Origin of the sequence: Micromonospora sagamiensis, from assembly GCF_014680085.1 — a bacterium.
Lineage (GTDB): Bacteria > Actinomycetota > Actinomycetes > Mycobacteriales > Micromonosporaceae > Micromonospora > Micromonospora inyonensis.
On the sequence record NZ_AP023438.1, the window covers coordinates 2,010,375 to 2,029,456 of the forward strand.

16 protein-coding genes are annotated in these 19,082 nt (G+C 72.4%); 8 read left to right on the forward strand and 8 right to left on the reverse strand.

Features of this window, described 5'->3' with window-relative positions; translation table 11 throughout:
* Window positions 1-65 precede the first annotated feature (65 nt).
* Window positions 66-332 (forward strand): PspC domain-containing protein, encoded by a 267-nt coding sequence (locus tag IGA62_RS08310; protein ID WP_145815530.1) that lies wholly within the window; start codon window positions 66-68, stop codon window positions 330-332.
* A 36-nt stretch (window positions 333-368) separates the two neighbouring features.
* On the opposite strand, the gene guaA is transcribed toward IGA62_RS08310, so the two are convergent.
* The 5 genes from guaA to guaB form a co-directional block, all read right to left on the reverse strand.
* A complete protein-coding gene (gene guaA, locus IGA62_RS08315; RefSeq protein ID WP_145815529.1) occupies window positions 369-1,922 on the reverse strand; it encodes a glutamine-hydrolyzing GMP synthase in 1,554 nt (517 codons plus the stop codon).
* Between the two features lie 183 nt (window positions 1,923-2,105).
* A complete protein-coding gene (locus IGA62_RS08320; protein WP_145815528.1) occupies window positions 2,106-3,809 on the reverse strand; it encodes an FAD-dependent oxidoreductase in 1,704 nt (567 codons plus the stop codon).
* Between the two features lie 108 nt (window positions 3,810-3,917).
* The gene (locus IGA62_RS08325; protein ID WP_145815527.1) at window positions 3,918-5,366 is read right to left on the reverse strand and encodes a M1 family metallopeptidase; all 1,449 of its coding nucleotides are present in this window, start codon (window positions 5,364-5,366) and stop codon (window positions 3,918-3,920) included.
* 212 nt (window positions 5,367-5,578) lie between these two features.
* On the reverse strand, window positions 5,579-6,697 hold the full coding sequence (locus IGA62_RS08330) for a GuaB3 family IMP dehydrogenase-related protein (RefSeq protein ID WP_145815526.1): 1,119 nt from the start codon (window positions 6,695-6,697) through the stop codon (window positions 5,579-5,581).
* 28 nt (window positions 6,698-6,725) lie between these two features.
* Entirely contained in the window at window positions 6,726-8,288 is a 1,563-nt protein-coding gene (gene guaB, locus IGA62_RS08335; protein WP_145815525.1) for an IMP dehydrogenase, read from the reverse strand.
* A 185-nt stretch (window positions 8,289-8,473) separates the two neighbouring features.
* Between guaB and IGA62_RS08340 the strand changes: the two genes are divergently transcribed.
* Window positions 8,474-8,887, forward strand: a complete 414-nt coding sequence (locus tag IGA62_RS08340; RefSeq protein ID WP_145815524.1) for a DUF5319 domain-containing protein — start codon at window positions 8,474-8,476, stop codon at window positions 8,885-8,887.
* Between the two features lie 29 nt (window positions 8,888-8,916).
* Here IGA62_RS08340 and IGA62_RS08345 read toward each other — a convergent pair whose 3' ends face one another.
* Entirely contained in the window at window positions 8,917-9,729 is an 813-nt protein-coding gene (locus IGA62_RS08345; protein ID WP_145815523.1) for a helix-turn-helix transcriptional regulator, read from the reverse strand.
* A gap of 256 nt (window positions 9,730-9,985) precedes the next feature.
* On the opposite strand from IGA62_RS08345, the gene IGA62_RS08350 reads away from it, so the two are divergent.
* Entirely contained in the window at window positions 9,986-10,369 is a 384-nt protein-coding gene (locus tag IGA62_RS08350) for a WhiB family transcriptional regulator (protein WP_145815522.1), read from the forward strand.
* Between the two features lie 75 nt (window positions 10,370-10,444).
* Complete coding sequence (locus IGA62_RS08355) at window positions 10,445-11,668, forward strand: hypothetical protein (protein WP_145815521.1); 1,224 nt, start codon at window positions 10,445-10,447, stop codon at window positions 11,666-11,668.
* Between the two features lie 147 nt (window positions 11,669-11,815).
* Here the strand turns inward: IGA62_RS08355 and groL are convergent, their stop codons facing one another.
* Window positions 11,816-13,465: a chaperonin GroEL gene (groL, locus tag IGA62_RS08360; protein ID WP_145815520.1), complete on the reverse strand. Its 1,650-nt coding sequence runs from the start codon at window positions 13,463-13,465 to the stop codon at window positions 11,816-11,818.
* A 69-nt stretch (window positions 13,466-13,534) separates the two neighbouring features.
* The gene (gene groES, locus IGA62_RS08365; protein WP_088976050.1) at window positions 13,535-13,849 is read right to left on the reverse strand and encodes a co-chaperone GroES; all 315 of its coding nucleotides are present in this window, start codon (window positions 13,847-13,849) and stop codon (window positions 13,535-13,537) included.
* 428 nt (window positions 13,850-14,277) lie between these two features.
* On the opposite strand from groES, the gene IGA62_RS08370 reads away from it, so the two are divergent.
* From IGA62_RS08370 to IGA62_RS08385, 4 genes are all read left to right on the forward strand, one after another.
* Entirely contained in the window at window positions 14,278-15,813 is a 1,536-nt protein-coding gene (locus IGA62_RS08370; protein ID WP_145815519.1) for a chitinase, read from the forward strand.
* Window positions 15,814-15,976: 163 nt separating this feature from the next.
* Entirely contained in the window at window positions 15,977-17,161 is a 1,185-nt protein-coding gene (locus tag IGA62_RS08375; protein WP_145815518.1) for a THUMP-like domain-containing protein, read from the forward strand.
* A gap of 9 nt (window positions 17,162-17,170) precedes the next feature.
* A complete protein-coding gene (gene ybaK / locus IGA62_RS08380) occupies window positions 17,171-17,650 on the forward strand; it encodes a Cys-tRNA(Pro) deacylase (protein ID WP_145815517.1) in 480 nt (159 codons plus the stop codon).
* Between the two features lie 298 nt (window positions 17,651-17,948).
* Window positions 17,949-19,046 (forward strand): sugar ABC transporter substrate-binding protein, encoded by a 1,098-nt coding sequence (locus tag IGA62_RS08385; protein ID WP_145815516.1) that lies wholly within the window; start codon window positions 17,949-17,951, stop codon window positions 19,044-19,046.
* Window positions 19,047-19,082 lie beyond the last annotated feature (36 nt).

Below are 19,082 nucleotides of genomic sequence, written 5' to 3' on the forward strand. Positions count from 1 at the left end.
CGATCAGGGTATGAATCCGGGCCTCCACCGAGGCGGTCGCGCACCGGCCGGCGCACGGTGGAGGCATGACATGGACGCCCCCCTCGACCCAGGCCCCGTACAAGCAGCTCCGTCGCCCCACCACCGACCGTATGGTGGCCGGGGTGGCCAGCGGTCTCGGCCGCTACTTCGACGTCGACCCAACCCTGGTCCGCGTGGTCTTCGCCGTGTCCGTGCTCCTCACCGCCGGGGTCACGCTGCTGGCGTACCCGGTGATGTGGTTCCTGATGCCCGAGGAGCCGCCGGACGCGCCGGCCTGGCCGCACCCGACGCAGGTCGCGCCACCCCGGTGAGCCGGTCGGTGCGCCCCGCCCACCCGTGCGGCGGCGTCACTCCCACTCGATGGTGCCCGGGGGCTTGCTGGTCACGTCCAGCACCACCCGGTTGACCTCGGCCACCTCGTTGGTGATCCGGGTGGAGATCCGAGCGATCACGTCGTACGGCAGCCGGGACCAGTCGGCGGTCATCGCGTCCTCGCTGGAGACCGGACGGAGCACCACCGGGTGGCCGTAGGTGCGCCCGTCACCCTGCACCCCGACGCTGCGCACGTCGGCGAGGAGGACCACCGGGAACTGCCACACGTCCCGGTCCAGCCCGGCCGCGGTCAACTCCTCGCGGGCGATCAGGTCGGCCTGGCGGAGCAGGTCCAGCCGCTCCCGGTCGACCGCGCCGATGATCCGGATGGCCAGGCCCGGCCCCGGGAACGGGTGCCGCCAGACCATCGCCTCGGGCAGTCCCAGCTCCAGCCCGAGCGCCCGGACCTCGTCCTTGAAGAGCGTACGCAGCGGCTCCACCAGGGCGAACTTCAGATCCTCCGGCAGCCCGCCGACGTTGTGGTGGCTCTTGATGTTGGCGGTGCCGGTGCCGCCGCCGGACTCCACCACGTCCGGGTAGAGGGTGCCCTGCACCAGGAACTCGACGTCGCCGTGGGCGGCGATCTCCCGGGCGGCGGCCTCGAAGACCCGGATGAACTCCCGGCCGATGATCTTGCGCTTCTGCTCCGGGTCGATCACCCCGGCCAGCGCGCCGAGGAACCGCTCCTGCGCGTCGACCACCTTCAGCCGGATGCCGGTGGCGGCCACGTAGTCCTTCTCCACCTGCTCCGCCTCACCGGCGCGCAGCAGACCGTGGTCGACGAAGACACAGGTGAGCTGGTCACCGACCGCCTTGTGCACCAGGGCGGCGGCGACCGCCGAGTCGACCCCGCCGCTGAGGCCGCAGATGACCTCCTTGTCGCCGACCTGGGCGCGGATCCGCTCGACCTGCTCCTCGATGATGTTGGCCGGGGTCCAGGTCGGCTCGATGCCGGCGATGTCGTAGAGGAAGCGCTGGAGCATCTCCTGCCCGTGCGCCGTGTGCCCGACCTCGGGATGGAACTGCACCCCGGCCCGGCGACCGGTCACGTCCTCGAAGGCGGCGACCGGCGCGCCGGCCGACTCGGCGGTCACCGCGAAGCCCTCCGGCGCCTCGGTCACGCAGTCACCGTGGCTCATCCAGACCGGCAGCTCGGCCGGCAGCTCCCGCAGCAGCACCCCGGCGTCCACCTGGGGACGCAGCGGGGTGCCGCCGTACTCGCGGTTGCCGGTGCGGGCGACGGTGCCGCCGAGGGCCCGCGCCATCGCCTGGAAGCCGTAGCAGATGCCGAAGACCGGCACGTCGGCGGTGAACAGCCCGGCGTCGACCTGCGGCGCACCCGGTTCGTAGACGCTCGACGGGCCGCCGGACAGGATGATCGCCGCCGGGTCCTTCGCCAGCATCTCGGCGACCGGCATCGAGTGCGGCACGATCTCGGAGTAGACCTTCGCCTCACGCACCCGACGCGCGATGAGCTGGGCGTACTGGGCTCCGAAGTCCACCACGAGGACAGGGCGAGGCGTGCTCATGCCCAGAAAGCCTACCCACAGTCACCCCGGGTCCCGCCAGCGGCCGGCCCTGCTCGGTTGGCGGGCGGGGTGAGGTGGTTGCAGGGGACCCTTCCTCGACAGAAAACGGTAGGAAGGGACCCCTGCAACCACCTCAGTCCACCGCAACCACCCCAACCACCTGGTTGCGAGCGGGGCGAGCGTTCACGAAGAGTGTCGGAGTGCGGCCGGCGCATCGGCGGGAACGGCCGGGTGGTGGGGTGGCACGGGAGCGATCCGTCGGTAGGGCGCGCCGAGCGGCGGTCGCGGGTCCTCCTCACCCTTGTTCGGCCAGAACGCCATCGCCCGTTCCGCCTGCGCGGCGATGGTCAGTGACGGGTTGACCCCCAGGTTCGCCGAGACCGCCGCGCCGTCCAACACGTGCAGACCCGGGTGGCCGAAGACCCGGTGGTACGGGTCGATCACCCCGCCGGCCGGGTCGGCGCCGATCACCGCGCCACCGAGGATGTGCGCGGTCATCGGGATGTCGAACGGCTCGGTCAGCGAACCGCCCGGCACCCCGCCGATCTCCTCGGCGAGCAGCCTGGCCGCCTCGTTGCCGGCCGGGATCCAGGTCGGGTTCGGCGTGCCGTGGCCCGGCCCGGAGACCAGCCGGCGGCCGAGCGGACCACGCCGCAGCCGGGTGGTCAGCGAGTTGTCCGCCGACTGCATGACCAGCGCGATCACCGTCCGCTCCGACCAGCCGCGCACCGACAGCATCCGGGCCGCGAGACCCGGCTGCCGGAGCAGGATGCCGAACCAGCGGCGGAGCCGGTGCGGGCCCCCGTCGACCAGCAGCGACTGGAACAGCCCCATCGCGTTGGAGCCCCGCCCGTAGCGGACCGGCTCGATGTGGGTCTGCGGATCCGGGTGGAACGAACTGGTGATCGCCACCCCCTCGGTGAAGTCCAGCCCCTCCGCGCGGGCCCGGCGGCGGGGCACCGCCGCGCCGAGGATCGCCTCCGAGTTGGTCCGGGTCAGTTCGCCGAGGCGGGGCGAGATCCCGGGCAGCGCCCCGGTCGCCCGCATCTCGTGCAGCAGCCGCTGGGTGCCGAGCGCACCGGCCGCCAGGACCACCTGGTCGGCCTCGAAGACCTGGCGTCGTTTCCGCAGCCAGGCCCCGGTGCGGACGGTCTCCACCCGGTACCCGCCGCCGGGGGCGGGCCGGATCGCGGTCACCGTGGTCAGCGGGTGCACCTGCGCGCCGAGCCGCTCGGCGAGCCACAGGTAGTTCTTGACCAGGGTGTTCTTGGCCCCGTGCCGGCAACCGGTCATGCAGGAGCCGCAGTGGGTGCAGCCGGTGCGCTCCGGGCCGGCCCCACCGAAGTACGGGTCGGCCACCCGCTCGCCGGGGCGGCCGATGTGCACGGCGACCGGGGTCGGGTGCACGGTGTGCCCGACCCCCATCCGCGCGGCCACCGCCCGCATCACCCGGTCCGCGCCGGTCTCCACCGGGTACGTGGTGACGCCGAGCATCCGCTTCGCCTGGTCGTAGTGACCGGCCAACTCGGCACGCCAGTCGGTGATGTCCCGCCACTGCGGGTCGTCGTAGAAGGCGTCCAGGGGTTCGTAGAGGGTGTTCGCGTAGACCAGGGAACCGCCTCCCACCCCGGCTCCGGAGAGCACCAGCACTCCCCCGCCGGCCTTCCGGTCGGCCGGGCGCAGCAGGCTGATCCGTTGGATGCCGTAGCAGCCCAGCCGGGGAGCCCAGAGGAACCGCCGCAGCCGCCAGGAGGTCTGCGGGAACTCGTGGTCGGCGAACCGCCGCCCCGCCTCCAGTACGCCGACCGACCAGCCCTTCTCGGCGAGCCGCAGGGCCGCGACGCTGCCTCCGAAACCGGACCCGACGACCAGCACGTCGTACCGCATGGACGCATCATCTACCCATCGGTAACTTCGCGCCAGGGGCAGTTTTCGCACGGTGCGCACGGCCGAACGGCGACGCGCCGGCCGTGCCGCGTACCGCCGGGTCGGTGCCTAGCGGGGGCGGTCCGGGCGCTCGGTGCCGAACAGCCACGCGTCGAAGAGCGCGTCGAGCTGCCGGCCGGCGACCTGCTCGGCCAGGGCCACGAAGTCGTCGGTGGTGGCGTTTCCGCCGCGCTTCTCGGCGGCCCAGGTCCGCAGGAGACGGAAGAACGCGTCGTCGCCGACGGTCACCCGCAACGCGTGCACCGTCATCGCGCCACGCTGGTAGACCGACTCGCTGAACAGCTCCTCCGGCCCCGGGTTGCCCGGCGGGACACGCCAGAGCGCCTCCGACGAGCCGGTGTACGCGGCGTCGAACGCCTGCTGGGCGGTCCTGTCGCCCTGGTGCTCCGCCCAGAGCCACTCCGCGTAGGTGGCGAGGCCCTCGTTGAGCCAGATGTCCCGCCAGCGCTGGAGCGACACGCTGTTGCCGAACCACTGGTGCGCGATCTCGTGCACGACGATCCCGGTGTTCTCGCCGGAGCTGAAGAACCCGGCGGAGTAGACCGGGCGGCTCTGCGTCTCCAGCGCGTAGCGGATCCGGCTGTCCGAGATCACCACCCCGCCGTACGCCCCGAACGGGTACGGCCCGAAGACGCTCTCCAGGTAGTCGGCGACCTGGAGGGTCCGGGCCATCGACGCGTCGGCCGCGCCCCGGGGGACCTGGGCGGTCACCGCCGTGACCACCGGCCGGCCCTTGTGCTCGCCGGTCTCCATCCGGTACTCCCCGATCACCAGCGTGCTCAGGTAGCTCGCCATCGGGGTCCGTTCGGCCCACTTCCAGGTCGTCCAGCCGCCCGCGCTGGTCCGGCCGACCGGCACGCCGTTGCTCACCGCGACCAGCCCGTCCGGCACGGTGACCTCGATGTCGTACGTCGCCTTGTCGGAGGGGTGGTCGTTGACCGGGAACCAGGTGCTGGCCGACTCCGGCTGGCCGAGGGCGATCGCCCCGTCGGAGGTGTGCATGAAGCCGCCCTCGCCGAGCGCCGCGTTCTCCAACGGCTCGGGCTTCCCGTCGTAGCGGACCTCGACCTCGAAGCCGTTGCCGGCGGGGAGGCCGGCGGCGGGCACGACGGTCAGTTCGGCACCGCTGTGCTCGTGCGAGGCGGGTGCGCCGTCCACGCTGACCGCCCGGACGGTGAGCCCGGCCAGATCGAGGTTGAGCCGGGACAGGTCGGTGGTGGCGGTCGCCCGTACGGTGACGACGCCGGTGAGCCGGTCCTGCGCCGGGTCGTAGCGCACCTGCACCGCGTACTCGCGGACGTCGTAGCCGCCGTTGCCGTACTTCGGGAAGTAGGGGTCCCCCACTCCGGGCTCGCCAGGGACGAACCTGCGGACACTCGGCGACGAGGCGGACGGGTCCGGTACGACGTCCGGCTCGGGTGGGGACGAGTCGCAGCCGGCCAGCGCCAGCAGACCCGCCGTCAGCAGCAGCGCGGCGGTACGCCGTACCTGTGTCATCGTTACCTCCCGCCAGACGGCACGGCCAGCCGTCCCGCGCGCGACCCGTCCGGTGCCGCGTCGGTCCGGAGCACGGTGACCGGGTCGAACCGCACTACGATGATCACATACGGATCACGGGACCTTCGGGGCGGTCTTGCCGGACAGCCGGGCGTCCCGCCCCGCACTCCATGACCATGGCGGGAGCGTGCGGGGCGGGGCCGACGCCCCGGTCAGCGGTCCAGGACCAGGCCGACCTTCTGGAACTCCTTGAGGTCGCGGTAGCCGCACTTGGCCATCGCCCGACGGAGGCCGCCGAAGAGGTTGAGCTGGCCGTCCGGCTCGTCGGCCGGGCCGAAGAGCAGCCGCTCCATCTCCCCGAGCGGTTCGCCGGCCACCTCGAACGCGCCCCGGGGCAGGGACGGGTGGCTCGCCGCCGAGTGCCACCAGGCACCGCCGGCCGGGGCCTCCGCGCAGAGCGAGAGCGGCTCGCCGAGCATCACCGCGTCCGCGCCGCAGCCCAACGCCTTGGCGATGTCACCGGAGGTCTGCACGTCGCCGTCGGCGATCAGGTGCACGTACCGCCCACCGGTCTCGTCGAGGTAGTCCCGGCGGGCCGCCGCCGCGTCGGCGATCGCGGTGGCCATCGGCACCCGGATGCCGAGCACCGACTCGGTGGTGGACCAGCCGTCGCCGCCGATGCCGACGATGACCCCGGCCGCGCCGGTGCGCATCAGGTGCAGCGCGGTCTTGTAGTCGGTGCAGCCACCGACGATCACCGGCAGGTCGAGGTCGGCGATGAACTCCTTGAGGTTCAGCGGCTCGTCGGTGGTCGAGACGTGCTCGGCGGAGACGATGGTGCCCTGGATGACCAGGATGTCGACGCCCGCGTCCAGGATCACCGGGGCCAGCGCCAGGGTGTGCTGCGGCGAGACCCGGACGGCCACCGTCCCGCCCCCGGCCCGCAGCTCCCGGACCCGCTCGGCGATCAGGTCCGGACGGATCGGCTCGGCGTACACCTCCTGGAGCCGCTTGGTGGCGCGGGCGTCCTCGCCGAGCCCGGCCAGCTCCTCCAGCACCTTGGTCGGGTTCTCGTACCGGGTCCAGAGCCCCTCGACGTTGAGCACGCCCAGGCCGCCGAGCTGGCCGAGCCGGACGGCGGACGCCGGGCTCATCGTCGCGTCGGACGGGTGCGCGACACAGGGGATGCCGAACTGGTACGCGTCGAGCTGCCAGGCGGTCGAGACGTCGTCGACGTCGCGGGTCCGGCGGCTCGGCACGATGGCGATGTCGTCCAGGTGGTAACCGCGCTGCGCGGTCTTGCCCAGCCCGATCTCGACCACGTCACGCATGAGGGTCTCCAGTTGTCGCAGGGGATGGTCAGCGGGTGTGGTAATTCGGCGCCTCGACGGTCATCTGGATGTCGTGCGGGTGGCTCTCCTTGAGGCCGGCCGCGGTGATCCGGATGAGCTGGCCACGGCGGTGCAGCTCGGGAATGCTCTCCGCGCCGACGTACCCCATCGCGGCGCGCAGCCCGCCGATGAGCTGGTGGGCGACCGCGGAGAGCGGGCCGCGGTAGGGCACCTGACCCTCGACGCCCTCGGGGACCAGCTTGTCCTCGGCGAGGACGTCCTGCTGGAAGTAGCGGTCCTTGGAGTAGGAGCGGGCCTGGCCGCGCGACTGCATCGCGCCGAGCGAGCCCATCCCCCGGTACGACTTGAACTGCTTGCCGTTGATGAAGAGCAGCTCCCCCGGGCTCTCCTCGCAGCCGGCGAGCAGGCTGCCGAGCATCACCGTGTCGGCCCCGGCGACCAGCGCCTTGGCGATGTCGCCGGAGTACTGGATGCCGCCGTCGCCGATCACCGGCACACCGGCCGGACGGGCGGCGCGGGCCGCCTCCATGATCGCGGTGATCTGCGGCACGCCCACCCCGGCGACGATCCGGGTGGTGCAGATCGCGCCCGGACCGACCCCGACCTTGACCCCGTCGGCACCCGCGTCGACCAGCGCCTTCGCCCCGGCGTACGTGGCCACGTTGCCGCCGACGACGTCGACGGCGGTGTCCTTCTTGAGCTGGCGGACCATGTCCAGCACGGCCCGCTGGTGGCCGTGCGCGGTGTCCACGATCAGCACGTCCACGCCCGCGTCGACCAGAGTCCGGGCGCGCTTGTACGCGTCCTCGCCGACCCCGACGGCGGCGGCGACCCGGAGCCGGCCGGCGTCGTCCTTGGTGGCGTTCGGGTACTGCTCGCTCTTGGTGAAGTCCTTGACGGTGATCAGCCCGCGCAGCCGGCCCGCGTCGTCGACGATCGGCAGCTTCTCCACCTTGTGCCGGCGCAGCAGGGCCAGCGCCTCGTCCTTGCTGACCCCGACCGGGGCGGTGACCAGCGGGGTCCGGGTCATGATCTCGCGGACCGGGGTGCCCGGCTCGGTGACGAAGCGCATGTCCCGGTTGGTGACGATGCCGGCGAGCTGGCCGTCGGCGTCCACCACCGGCACGCCGGAGATGCGGTACCGCCCGCAGAGCGCGTCGACGTCGCGGAGGGTGTCGTCCGGGCTGGCCGTCACCGGGTTGGTGATCATGCCGGACTCGGAGCGCTTGACCAGGTCGACCTGGAGCGCCTGGTCCTCCAGGGACAGGTTGCGGTGCAGCACACCGATGCCGCCCTGCCGCGCCATGGCGATGGCCATCCGCGCCTCGGTCACCGTGTCCATCGCGCTGGAGAGCAGTGGCACGGAGAGGGTGACGTTACGGGTCATCCGGGTGACCGTGTTGACCCGGCTCGGCACCACGTCCGACTCGCCCGGCTGGAGCAGCACGTCGTCGAAGGTCAGGCCGAGCGGGACCACCCGCGCCGAGCCGGCGGGCAGTTCCGGCAGGTGGCCGCCCAGCTCGCCGGGCTCGGCACCCGTCGGACGATCGGCGCTGGGCGAAATATCCACGATTGCTCTCCTGAGCTGCTCGAACGGGCTTCAGTGAGGTGGTGCGCGGCACCGGAACACGCCGCCGAACGCGGGCGCGTCACCTCATCGTACCCATTGAGCTGGGCGGCCCCGGCCGGCGGCGTAGTGCGGTGACGGGCGGACTGGGGCAGGCGGGCGGACGGGCTTGGGTCTACGGTGAGGGGGTGCACGACGAGCCCATCGACCCGTTCAACGGCGACCCGGCCGACCCGGCCGCCGACCTGCACGACCCCGGTGACGACGCCGCGCTGGAACCGCTGACCGACGTCGAGCGGCAGGACGTCCTGGAGGACCTGGCGGACCTCGAGATCTACCAGGCGCTGCTGGCGCCGATCGGGGTCCGCGGGTTGGTGATCGAGTGCGAGGACTGCCACGAGCCGCACTACTTCGACTGGGACCTGCTCCGCGGCAACCTGCGCCACCTGCTCAGCTCCGGACGGCCCCGGGTGCACGAGCCGGCCTACGACCCGGATCCCGACCACTACGTCACCTGGGACTACGCCCGTGGCTACGCCGACGGGGTGCACGACACCCTGACCGAGTCCGGCGAGGACGACACCGACTCCCCGAGCGCCTGACCCGGCCGGGCAACCGGGCCGGCCTCAGCTCAGGCGACCAGGCCGGCGCGGAAGCCCGCGGCGACGGCGTGCGCCCGGTCCCGGGCACCGAGCTTGCGGAAGAGCCGGCGGGCGTGCGTCTTGACGGTGTCCTCCGAGACGAACAGCTCACGGCCGATCTCGGCGTTGCTCTTCCCCTCCGCCATGCCGAGCAGCACCTGGAGTTCCCGCTCGGTGAGGCCGATCCCGCCCCGCCCGCGCCCGGCCGGTTCGGCCCGGCGACGCTCCGGCGCCGCCCCGGCGGTCTCCGGCTCCGCGCCGTCGTCCGGCTCGTCGTCGCCGCGCTGCACCGGAACCATCGCCGGGCCGCCCGGCATCTCGTCCGGCCAGTCCGCCGCCGTGGCGGCCGGGGTACGCCCGCCCGGCCGGCCGGTCGCGCCGACCACGGCCGCGGTGTCCAGGGCCGGATCGGCGATCCGGCGACGGGACGACCGCCCCGGGGCGGTGAGCAGCAGGAGCGCCTTCGCGACCGCGCTGGTCAGGTCCTGGTCGACGCCCTGGATCAGCCCGCGCGCCCCGGCGCTGATGGTGGCCGCCGCCGCGTTGGACTCCTCCGCGCCGAGCAGCAGCACCGCCGCCTGGGGGGCCCGGGCCAGGACGCGCCGGACGAAACCCGCGCTGTCCGGCCGGGTCAGCGCGGTGTCGGCGAGCACCACGTCGGGCGGCTGCTCGGCGAGGCGCAGCATCACCTCGGGATCGGAGACGGCGGTACGGACGACGGCGGACAGGCCCAGCCTGGCCGCTGCGGAAGACAGGTGCTGCGCCGCCAACGGGGTTCGGACGCAGACGAGAACCGTACGCACAGTGGGGTCTCCTCTCCGTCAGGAAGGAGACCATGGGCGGCGGTGATCATGAGGGCGTTCCCGGCAATTCTCTAGACTTTTCCGACATATGGGTTCTTTGCCACGAGTTGCCGGAACTTTTCGATCACACACGTGTGAGCGGACGGACGGCAGGGTACCGAGGGTCCAGGCCGGACACGGCGTGCTCGCGCGATCCGCTGCCCGGGACCGGCCTAACGGACCATCGCGGCGGTGCCGCGCGGGAGGAGGGGTGCTGATGTCGAACGTACGTAGACTGCCCGGACCCATCGTCGACCTCTGGGACTGGCAGCGGCTCGGTGCCTGCCGGGGCCGCGACAGCGCCCAGTTCTTCCACCCGGACGGCGAACGCGGTTCCTCCCGCCTGCGCCGTGAGTCGGGAGCCAAGGCGGTCTGCCGGGCCTGCCCGGTACGCGCCGAGTGCGCCGCGCACGCCCTCTCCGTCCGTGAGCCGTACGGGGTCTGGGGCGGATTCAGCGAGTCCGAGCGCCTCCGACTGCTCGCCATCGGCTGGGAGGACCTGGCCGACCGGCGACGCAACCGGGTGGACGTCGCCCGTCTGGAGGCGCGCCTCGGCCGCCCGCACAAGTCGACGATGCCCGCCCAGCGCAACGTCGCCTGACGCACCACCGACCACGACCACCGCTGCCGCGCCCCTACCGGGGCGCGGCAGCGTGCTGTCCGGCAGCATGGCCGGATGCGAGCCGACCTTCCCGCACCCGACCTGCTCTGGAGCCGCTGGGCCCTGTTCGCCAGTGCCCTCACCGCGCTCGGCTTCGACGACGTGTACTGGTGCGCGGCCGACGGGGCCCACCACGACGACCACGGCGGGAACCGGTCCCGCCTGGTCCTGGCCGACGGTGGGCGCGCGGTGCTCTTCGGCTACGACCACGAGTACAGCGACACGGTGGCCGCGACGCCCCCGATCGACCTGCTCGCCGGGGCCCCGGCCTGGCTGCCCTGGCCGGAACTGCTCCGCTGGCAGGCCGACGACCAGCTCGGCTACGTCTACTGGTACGACCGGGCCTGGTCCCGGGTCCCCTACCCGGACGGCACGGGCGACGACGGTTCGACCGCCACCGCACGGGCGGTGCTCGACGCCGAGCAGGCCCGGCTCGAACTGGTCGACGTGGTCTTCGAATGGGGCGAACACGACCGGGACGACCCGGCCGAGCGGGCCGACGTGGCCGAAGCCGCCGCCCGCCTGCTCACCGCCGCCGAGACCCGCACACTCGACACCGAGGCCCTGTCCGGTCTGCTCGGACGTCTCCCGGCCGACGCCGTCGACCTGGCCGCCGGCACGGCCGTGGCGGTCACCGCCGGGCTCACCCCGGGCGGCACCCCGCCCACGGTCCCGGCCGGCACGGTCGTACCGTCCCGGCGGGTGCGGGCGCTCAGCGTCGACGAGCACGAGGGCCTGGTCCGGACGGCGATGCGCGCGGAGGTCGAACAGCCACGGCCGGTACCCCCGTCGGCCGAGCTGGCCGCGCTGGTGGACTGGCTGCGGGCGCAGTCGCCCACCGGCGACGGGCGGTGCACCGTGCTCGTGACGGCCACCGACGGCAGCGTCGGCACGCACCCGGGACCGCAGTCGCCCCGCGCCCTCACCGGAACGACCGACTGGCAGGCGTTCAAGGAACTGGTCGCCCTGGCCCGCCGGCTCCGGACGGCGGAGACCCACCCCGCGTGGGGCCGATGGTTCTTCCTCCGCCTGGCGACGACGTCGGACGGGTACACCGTGGACCGGCGGTACGACTCGTGGCCGGACTGGCTGCCGCCCGGCGGCAGACACGGCGCACTGCCCCTCGACGCGCTCCGACAGGAACTGGCCCGCCGCGCCCCGGAACACCAGCCCTCCTGGTCGTCCCTGCTCGCCCCGGAGGTCGCCTGGCGGGACGTCCCCGGATCCGACGCCGGCTGAGCCGGCCCGGGCGGGGGCCCGACGAGCCGGGTGACGAACGGGGAACGACGCAGGGCACGCCGTCGGGGTGGACGGCGTGCCCTGCGTCGTCGTGCCGTCGGGCGCTCCGGGGGAGCGGAACGCCCGACGTGGGTGGTCGCGGTTCGGTCAGAAACCGGGGCCGTGCTGGTGGCTGTGGCCGTGACCGTGGGAGTGGCCGTGACCACCGGCGGCCGGCTCGGCCTTCTCCGGCTTCTCCACCACCAGGCTCTCGGTGGTCAGCAGCAGGCCGGCGATGGACGCGGCGTTGGTGACCGCGTTACGGGTCACCTTCACCGGGTCGATGATGCCCTTGCCGACCAGGTCGACGTACTCGCCGACAGCCGCGTCGAGGCCGTGGCCCCACTCCTTGTCGACGACCTTCTGCACGACGACGTAGCCGTCGTGGCCGGCGTTCTGGGCGATCCAGCGCAGCGGCTCGACCAGCGCCTTGCGCACGATCGAGACGCCGACCTTCTCGTCCCCGGTGAAGCCGAGGTCGTCGTCGAGCGTCGGGAGGATCTGCGCGAGGGCGGCGCCGCCGCCGGGCACCGTGCCCTCCTCGACCGCAGCCTTGGTCGCCGCGATGGCGTCCTCGATGCGGTGCTTGCGCTCCTTCATCTCGACCTCGGTCGCCGCGCCCACCTTGATGACCGCGACGCCGCCGGAGAGCTTCGCCAGCCGCTCGGCCAGCTTCTCCCGGTCCCACTCGGAGTCCGAGGCCTCGATCTCCTTGCGGATCTGCGCGACCCGGTCGGCGACCTCGGTGTCCCGGCCGCCACCGTCGACGACGGTGGTGGTCTCCTTGTCGACGACCACGCGACGCGCGGTGCCGAGCACGTCCAGCCCGACCTGGTCGAGCTTGTAGCCCAGCTCCGGCGCGACCAGCTCGGCACCGGTCAGGATCGCCATGTCCTGGAGCATCGCCTTGCGGCGGTCGCCGAAGCCCGGGGCCTTCACCGCGCAGACCTTCAGGGTCTTGCGCAGCGAGTTGACCACCAGCGTGGAGAGCGCCTGGCCGTCGACGTCCTCGGCGACGATCAGCAGCGGCTTGCTGTCGGCGAGGACCTTCTCCAGCAGCGGCAGCAGCTCCTCGATCGCGGAGATCTTCTGCGTGGTGATCAGGATGTACGGGTTGTCGAGAACCGCTTCCTGCGACTCGAGGTCGGTGACGAAGTTCGGCGAGATGAAGCCCTTGTCGAACTGGAGACCCTCGGTCACCTCCAGCTCGGTGTGCAGGGCGGAGCCCTCCTCGACGGTGATGACACCGTCGCGGCCGACCTTCTCCATCGCCTCGGCGATCAGCTCGCCGATGGTGGCGTCCTGCGCCGAGATCGTCGCCACGTGGGCGATCGACTTCTTGTCGGCCACCTCGACGGCCCGGTCGAGCAGGGCCTCGGAGACCTTGGCCGCCGCCGCGTCGATACCGCGCTTGAGACCGGCCGGGTTGGCACCGGCGGTCACGTTGCGCAGGCCCTCGCGGACCATGGCCTGGGCCAGCACGGTGGCGGTGGTGGTCCCGTCGCCGGCGACGTCGTTGGTCTTGGTCGCCACCTCCTTGACCAGCTGCGCACCGAGGTTCTCGTAGGGGTTGGTGAGCTCGATCTCCTTGGCGATGGTGACCCCATCGTTGGTGATCGTCGGCAAACCGAATTTCTTGTCCAGGACGACGTTGCGCCCGCGTGGGCCGAGAGTGACCTTGACCGCGTCCGCGAGGGCGTTGACACCGTGCTCGAGCAGGTGCCGGGCGTCGTCCGAGAAGCTCAGGATCTTCGCCATAAATATCCCTTCAAGCGCTGCTGCCCCGGCCCGGCGAGCCGGACCGGGGCAGCGACACTGATCGGTTGCTTACTTCTCGATGACCGCGAGGACGTCGCGGGCGGAGAGCACCAGGTACTCCTCGCCGGCGTACTTGACCTCGGTGCCGCCGTACTTCGAGTAGATGACGGTGTCGCCGACCTGCACGTCAACCGGGATCCGGTTGCCCTTGTCGTCGACGCGGCCCGGGCCGACAGCGAGGACGGTGCCCTCCTGCGGCTTCTCCTTGGCGGTGTCGGGGATCACGATGCCCGACGCCGTGGTGGTCTCAGCCTCGTTCGCCTGGACCAGGATCCGGTCCTCGAGCGGCTTGATCGCAACCTTGGTCGCGGTAGTCACGGGCATACCCTCCTGGGGTACTGGTTTCGTAACCGGTCGGCGGGGCCGACCAGCGTCAATCTGCCACATGCCACCGGGCGGGGCCGTCGTCGCGGGTGCCGGTCCGCCTGGCGTTCAACCTCCGGGCCGGGCCCGGAAGCTGGCACCCTCGATGGGAGAGTGCTAATCGCAGATTAGGCCGCCGCTAGCACTCCGTCAAGGAGAGTGCCAACGACGGCGGGGCGCGTCGCGCCGACCCGGGCCTCGCGACGGTGCCCGGCCACCGCCCCCGGAACGCCCGTCACGCACCCTGCCGCACAGCCCCGGCGCCGGCTCCGGCCACCCACCCCGACGAGCGGTTCGGCGGATCTGCCGACACGCCTGGACAACTACAGTTAACAATCCTAATAATTAGGCATCCGTCGATCCGACGGCTCTCCTACCGGGAGGTCCGGATGCGTCGCCCTGCCCCAAGACCCCTGCTGGCCGCCGTGGCGGCCCTCGCCGCCCTCACCGCCACCACCCTCGTCATGGCCGCCCCGGCACAGGCCGCCGGCCCGACCGCCACCTTCGTCAGGACCGCCGACTGGGGCACCGGGTGGGAGGGGCGCTACACCATCACCAACGGTGGCCCGGCCACCATCACCGGCTGGCAGGTCACCTTCAGCCTGCCGGCGGGCACCACGCTCGGCTCCTACTGGGACGCCACGCTCAGCAGCGCCGGCCAGCGACACACCTTCACCAACCGTTCGTGGAACGGCACCGTCGCGCCGGGAGCCTCGGTGTCCTTCGGCTTCCTGGCCACCGGCTCCGGCTCCCCCACCGACTGCACGGTCAACGGCGCGCCCTGCACCGGTGGCACACCCACCACCCCGCCGCCCACCACCACCGCGCCACCGACCACACCACCGCCCACCACCCCGCCACCGACCACTCCGCCGCCCACCACCCCGCCGCCGGGTGGGCTGCCCCGACACGCGCTGATCGGCTACCTGCACGCCAGCTTCGCCAACGGTTCCGGCTACCTGCGGATGGCCGACGTACCGACCGACTGGGACATCATCAACCTGGCCTTCGGTGAGCCGACCACGGTGACCTCGGGCGACATCCGCTTCCAGCTCTGCCCGCCGGCCGAGTGCCCGGGGGTGGAGACCGAGGCCGAGTTCGTCGCGGCGATCCGCGCCAAGCAGGCGCAGGGCAAGAAGGTGCTGCTCTCCATCGGCGGGCAGAACGGGCAGGTCCAGCTCACCACGACCGCCGCCCGGGACACCTTCGTCCGGTCGGTGTCGGCCATCATCGACCGGTACGGCCTGAACGGACTCGACATCGACTTCGAGGGGCACTCGCTCTACCTGGACCCCGGGGACACCGACTTCCGCAACCCGACCACGCCGGTGATCGTCAACCTGATCTCGGCGATCCGCACCCTCAAGCAGCGGTACGGGGCCAACTTCGTGCTCACCATGGCGCCGGAGACGTTCTTCGTCCAGCTCGGCTACCAGTACTACGGGCAGGGCCCGTGGGGCGGGCAGGACCCGCGCTCCGGGTCGTACCTGCCGGTGATCCACGCACTGCGCAACGACCTCACCGTGCTGCACGTGCAGGACTACAACTCCGGGCCGATCATGGGGCTGGACAACCAGTACCACACGATGGGCAGTGCGGACTTCCACATCGCGATGACCGACATGCTGCTGGCCGGCTTCCCGGTCGCCGGCAACCCCGACCGGTTCTTCCCCGCGCTGCGCGAGGACCAGGTGGCTTTCGGGGCGCCCTCCTCCCCCAGCGCCGGCAACGGCTACCTGGCCCCCGCCGGGGTGCAGGCCGCGGTCAACTGCCTGGTCAAGGGGCAGAGCTGCGGGTCGTACGCACCGCGTAGCGGCACCAACCCGGCCTTCCGAGGGCTGATGACCTGGTCGATCAACTGGGACCGGTTCTACGCGTGGGAGTTCCGCCTGCACCACGGCCCGTTCCTCCGGGCCCTGCCCTGACCTCGCCGGCGGCGCCCGGGTGCCTGCAGGGGTCCCCTGTTCGACAAAAAGCGGTAACAGGGGGCCCCTGCTACCTCCCGAACCCGCCCCGCCACACGACCAGGGCCGGCGGGTTCCCGAGGCGGTCGACGGGCGGCGGTGGGGGCCGTCCAGAATGGGGCGGGTGGACCTCGACCAGTTCGCCGCCCTGCATACCCCCGAGGGGTCGGCCGCGCTCGACGCGGCGACGCGGGTGGCCGGCGGCGACCCGCTGACTGCGGCGGCCGCGCTCCGCTCGGCCGGCGTGCCGGCCGGTCTGGCCGCCGCCGCGCTCACCCAGGCCGAGCTGCGGCGACGCGCGACCGCCAAGTTCGGCCCCGAGGCGGCCGGGATGTTCCTCACCCGCGCCGGCCTGGAGCAGGCGACCCGGCGGGTGGTGGCCGACCGGCGCGCCGCACGGTTGCGCGCCGCCGGGGTTCGCACCCTCGCCGACCTGGGGTGCGGTCTCGGCGCGGACGCCCTCGCCGCCGCCCGCGCCGGCCTCCGGGTGTACGGGGTGGAGGCCGACCCGCTGACCGCGGCGCTGGCCGCCGCGAACGCCGAGGCGGCCGGGCTGGCCGGATCGTTCACGGTGGAGTGCGGCGACGCGACCGCGTTCGACGTGTCCCGGGTGGACGGGGTCTTCTGCGACCCGGCCCGCCGCAGCACCGGCACCGGGCGGCGGATCTTCGACCCGAAGGCGTACTCACCCCCGTGGGACTTCGTGACCGCCCTCGCCGCGCGGGTGCCGTTCACGGTGGTCAAGGTGGCCCCGGGGCTGGACCACGCGCTGATCCCGCCGGGCGCGGAGGCCGAGTGGGTCAGCGTCGACGGCGACCTCGTCGAGGCGGCCCTCTGGTGCGGCCGGCTGGCCGACCTTCCCCGCCGGGCGACCGTGCTGCGCGGCGGGCGGGTGCACCAGCTCACCGGCTCGGGCGCCGAGGAGGCTCCGGTCGGCCCGGTCCGGCGGTACCTGTACGACCCGGACCCGGCGGTGGTCCGCGCGCACCTGGTCGTCGACCTCGCCACCGCGTTGGACGCCACGATCGCCGACCCGAGCATCGCCTACCTGTACGCGGACACCCCGACCGGCACCCCGTTCGCCCGCTGCCTGGAGGTCACCGACGTCCTGCCGTTCTCGTTGAAGCGGTTGCGCGCTCTGCTGCGCGACCGCCGGGTGGGGCGGGTGGAGATCCTCAAGCGCGGCTCGGCGCTGGAGCCCGAGCGACTCCGGCGTGACCTGCGGCTGGTCGGCGACCAGGCGGCGAGCCTGGTGCTCACCCGGGTCGCCGGGGCACCGACCGTGCTGGTCTGCCAGCCGACCGGTTAGATTGGCCCGGTGGCGGGACGGGGAACACCGGCGACGGCGCTGCTGGTCAAGCGCGGGGTCGGGCACAGCGTCCACCCGTACGACGTCACCCCGGACACCCCGAACTACGGCGCCGAGGTCGCCGCGGCCCTCGGCGTACCGGCCGACCGGGTGTTCAAGACCCTGGTCACCGAGGTCGACGGCGCGCTGACCGTGGCGGTCGTCCCGGTCACCGGAGAGCTGGACCTCAAGGCGCTCGCGGGTGCGGCGGGCGGGAAGCGGGCCGTCCTCGCCGACCGGGCCCTCGCCGAACGCGCCACCGGTTACGTGCGGGGCGGCATCAGCCCGCTCGGTCAGCGCCGACGGCTACCGACGGTGCTGGACGCCTCGGCCCTGGGCTTCCCGACGATCTACGTCTCGGCCGGACGGCGCGGTCTCCAGCTCCAACTCGCCCCGACGGACCTGGTCGCGCTGACCGGGGCGACCACCGCGCCGATCGCCACCCGCTGAACGGCGGTCCGCCACCGGCGGCCGGCGGCGTCGGCCGGCGGCGTCGGGCGGCGGCGTCGGCCGGCGGCGTCGGGCGGCGGCGTCGGGCAACGTCGTCGGGCGGGCAACGCGTTGATCATCTTCGTTCCCACCGAGGCCGGTAACGGTCATCCGACCTGCGGGTTTCGTCGGCGTTGCTGAATTGTTACCGCAGCCAACAAATCCATGACCTCGACAGTCTTGCGCTGTCGGTGTGACGCGGAATACGTTGCCGGACACAACAAAACAACACACCCCCACCCCGAAAGGAACCCCGCACATGCGCAGAGGGATCCTCACCATCGCGACCGTGGGCCTGCTCGTCACCGGCGGCGTGACCGCCTGCGGCGACGACTCGGGCAGCGACAACGACGCCGGTTCCGACAAGAAGCCCAAGATCGGCGTGATCCTGCCGGACAGCAAGTCCTCCGGCCGGTGGGAGAACGCGGACCGCAAGTTCCTGGAGGCGGCCTTCAAGAAGGCCGGCGTCGACTACGACATCCAGAACGCCCAGGACGACAAGAACCAGTTCCAGACCATCGCCGACCAGATGATCACCGGTGGGGTGACCGCCCTGATGATCGTCAACCTGGACTCCGGCACCGGCAAGGCGGTCCTGGACAAGGCGAAGTCGCAGGGTGTGGCGACCATCGACTACGACCGGCTCACCCTCGGCGGCAGCGCCGAGTACTACGTCAGCTTCGACAACGAGGTGGTCGGCAAGCTCCAGGGCGAGGGCCTGTCGAAGTGCCTGACCGACAAGGGCGTCAAGAAGCCCGTGGTCGCGTACCTGAACGGCTCCCCCACCGACAACAACGCCACCCTGTTCAAGAACGGCTACGACTCGGTGCTCAAGCCCAAGTTCGACTCGGGTGAGTACGTCAAGGGTCCGGAGCAGTCCGTCCCGGCCTGGGACAACGCGCAGGGCGCCACGCTGTTCGAGCAGATGCTGACCCAGACCGGCGGCAAGATCGACGGTGTGCTCGCCGCGAACGACGGGCTCGGCAACGCGGCCATCTCGGTGCTCAAGAAGAACAAGCTCAACGGCAAGGTCCCGGTGACCGGGCAGGACGCCGACGTGCAGGGGCTGCAGAACATTCTCGCCGGTGACCAGTGCATGACCGTCTACAAGGCGATCAAGCAGGAGGCCGACGCCGCCGCCGAACTGGCCATCGGGCTGGCCAAGGGCGAGCGCAAGGAGACCGGGCAGACGGTGAAGGACCCGGAGGGCGGCCGGGACGTGCCGTCGGTCCTGCTCACCCCGAAGCTGATCTTCAAGGAGAACGTCAAGGACGTGGTGGCGGACGGCTTCGTCACCAAGGAGGCGCTCTGCACCGCCGAGTACGCCAAGCTCTGCACCGAGGCCGGGATCAGCTGAGCCGTACCGGTTTCCGGTGCCCCCACCGGAGCGCGG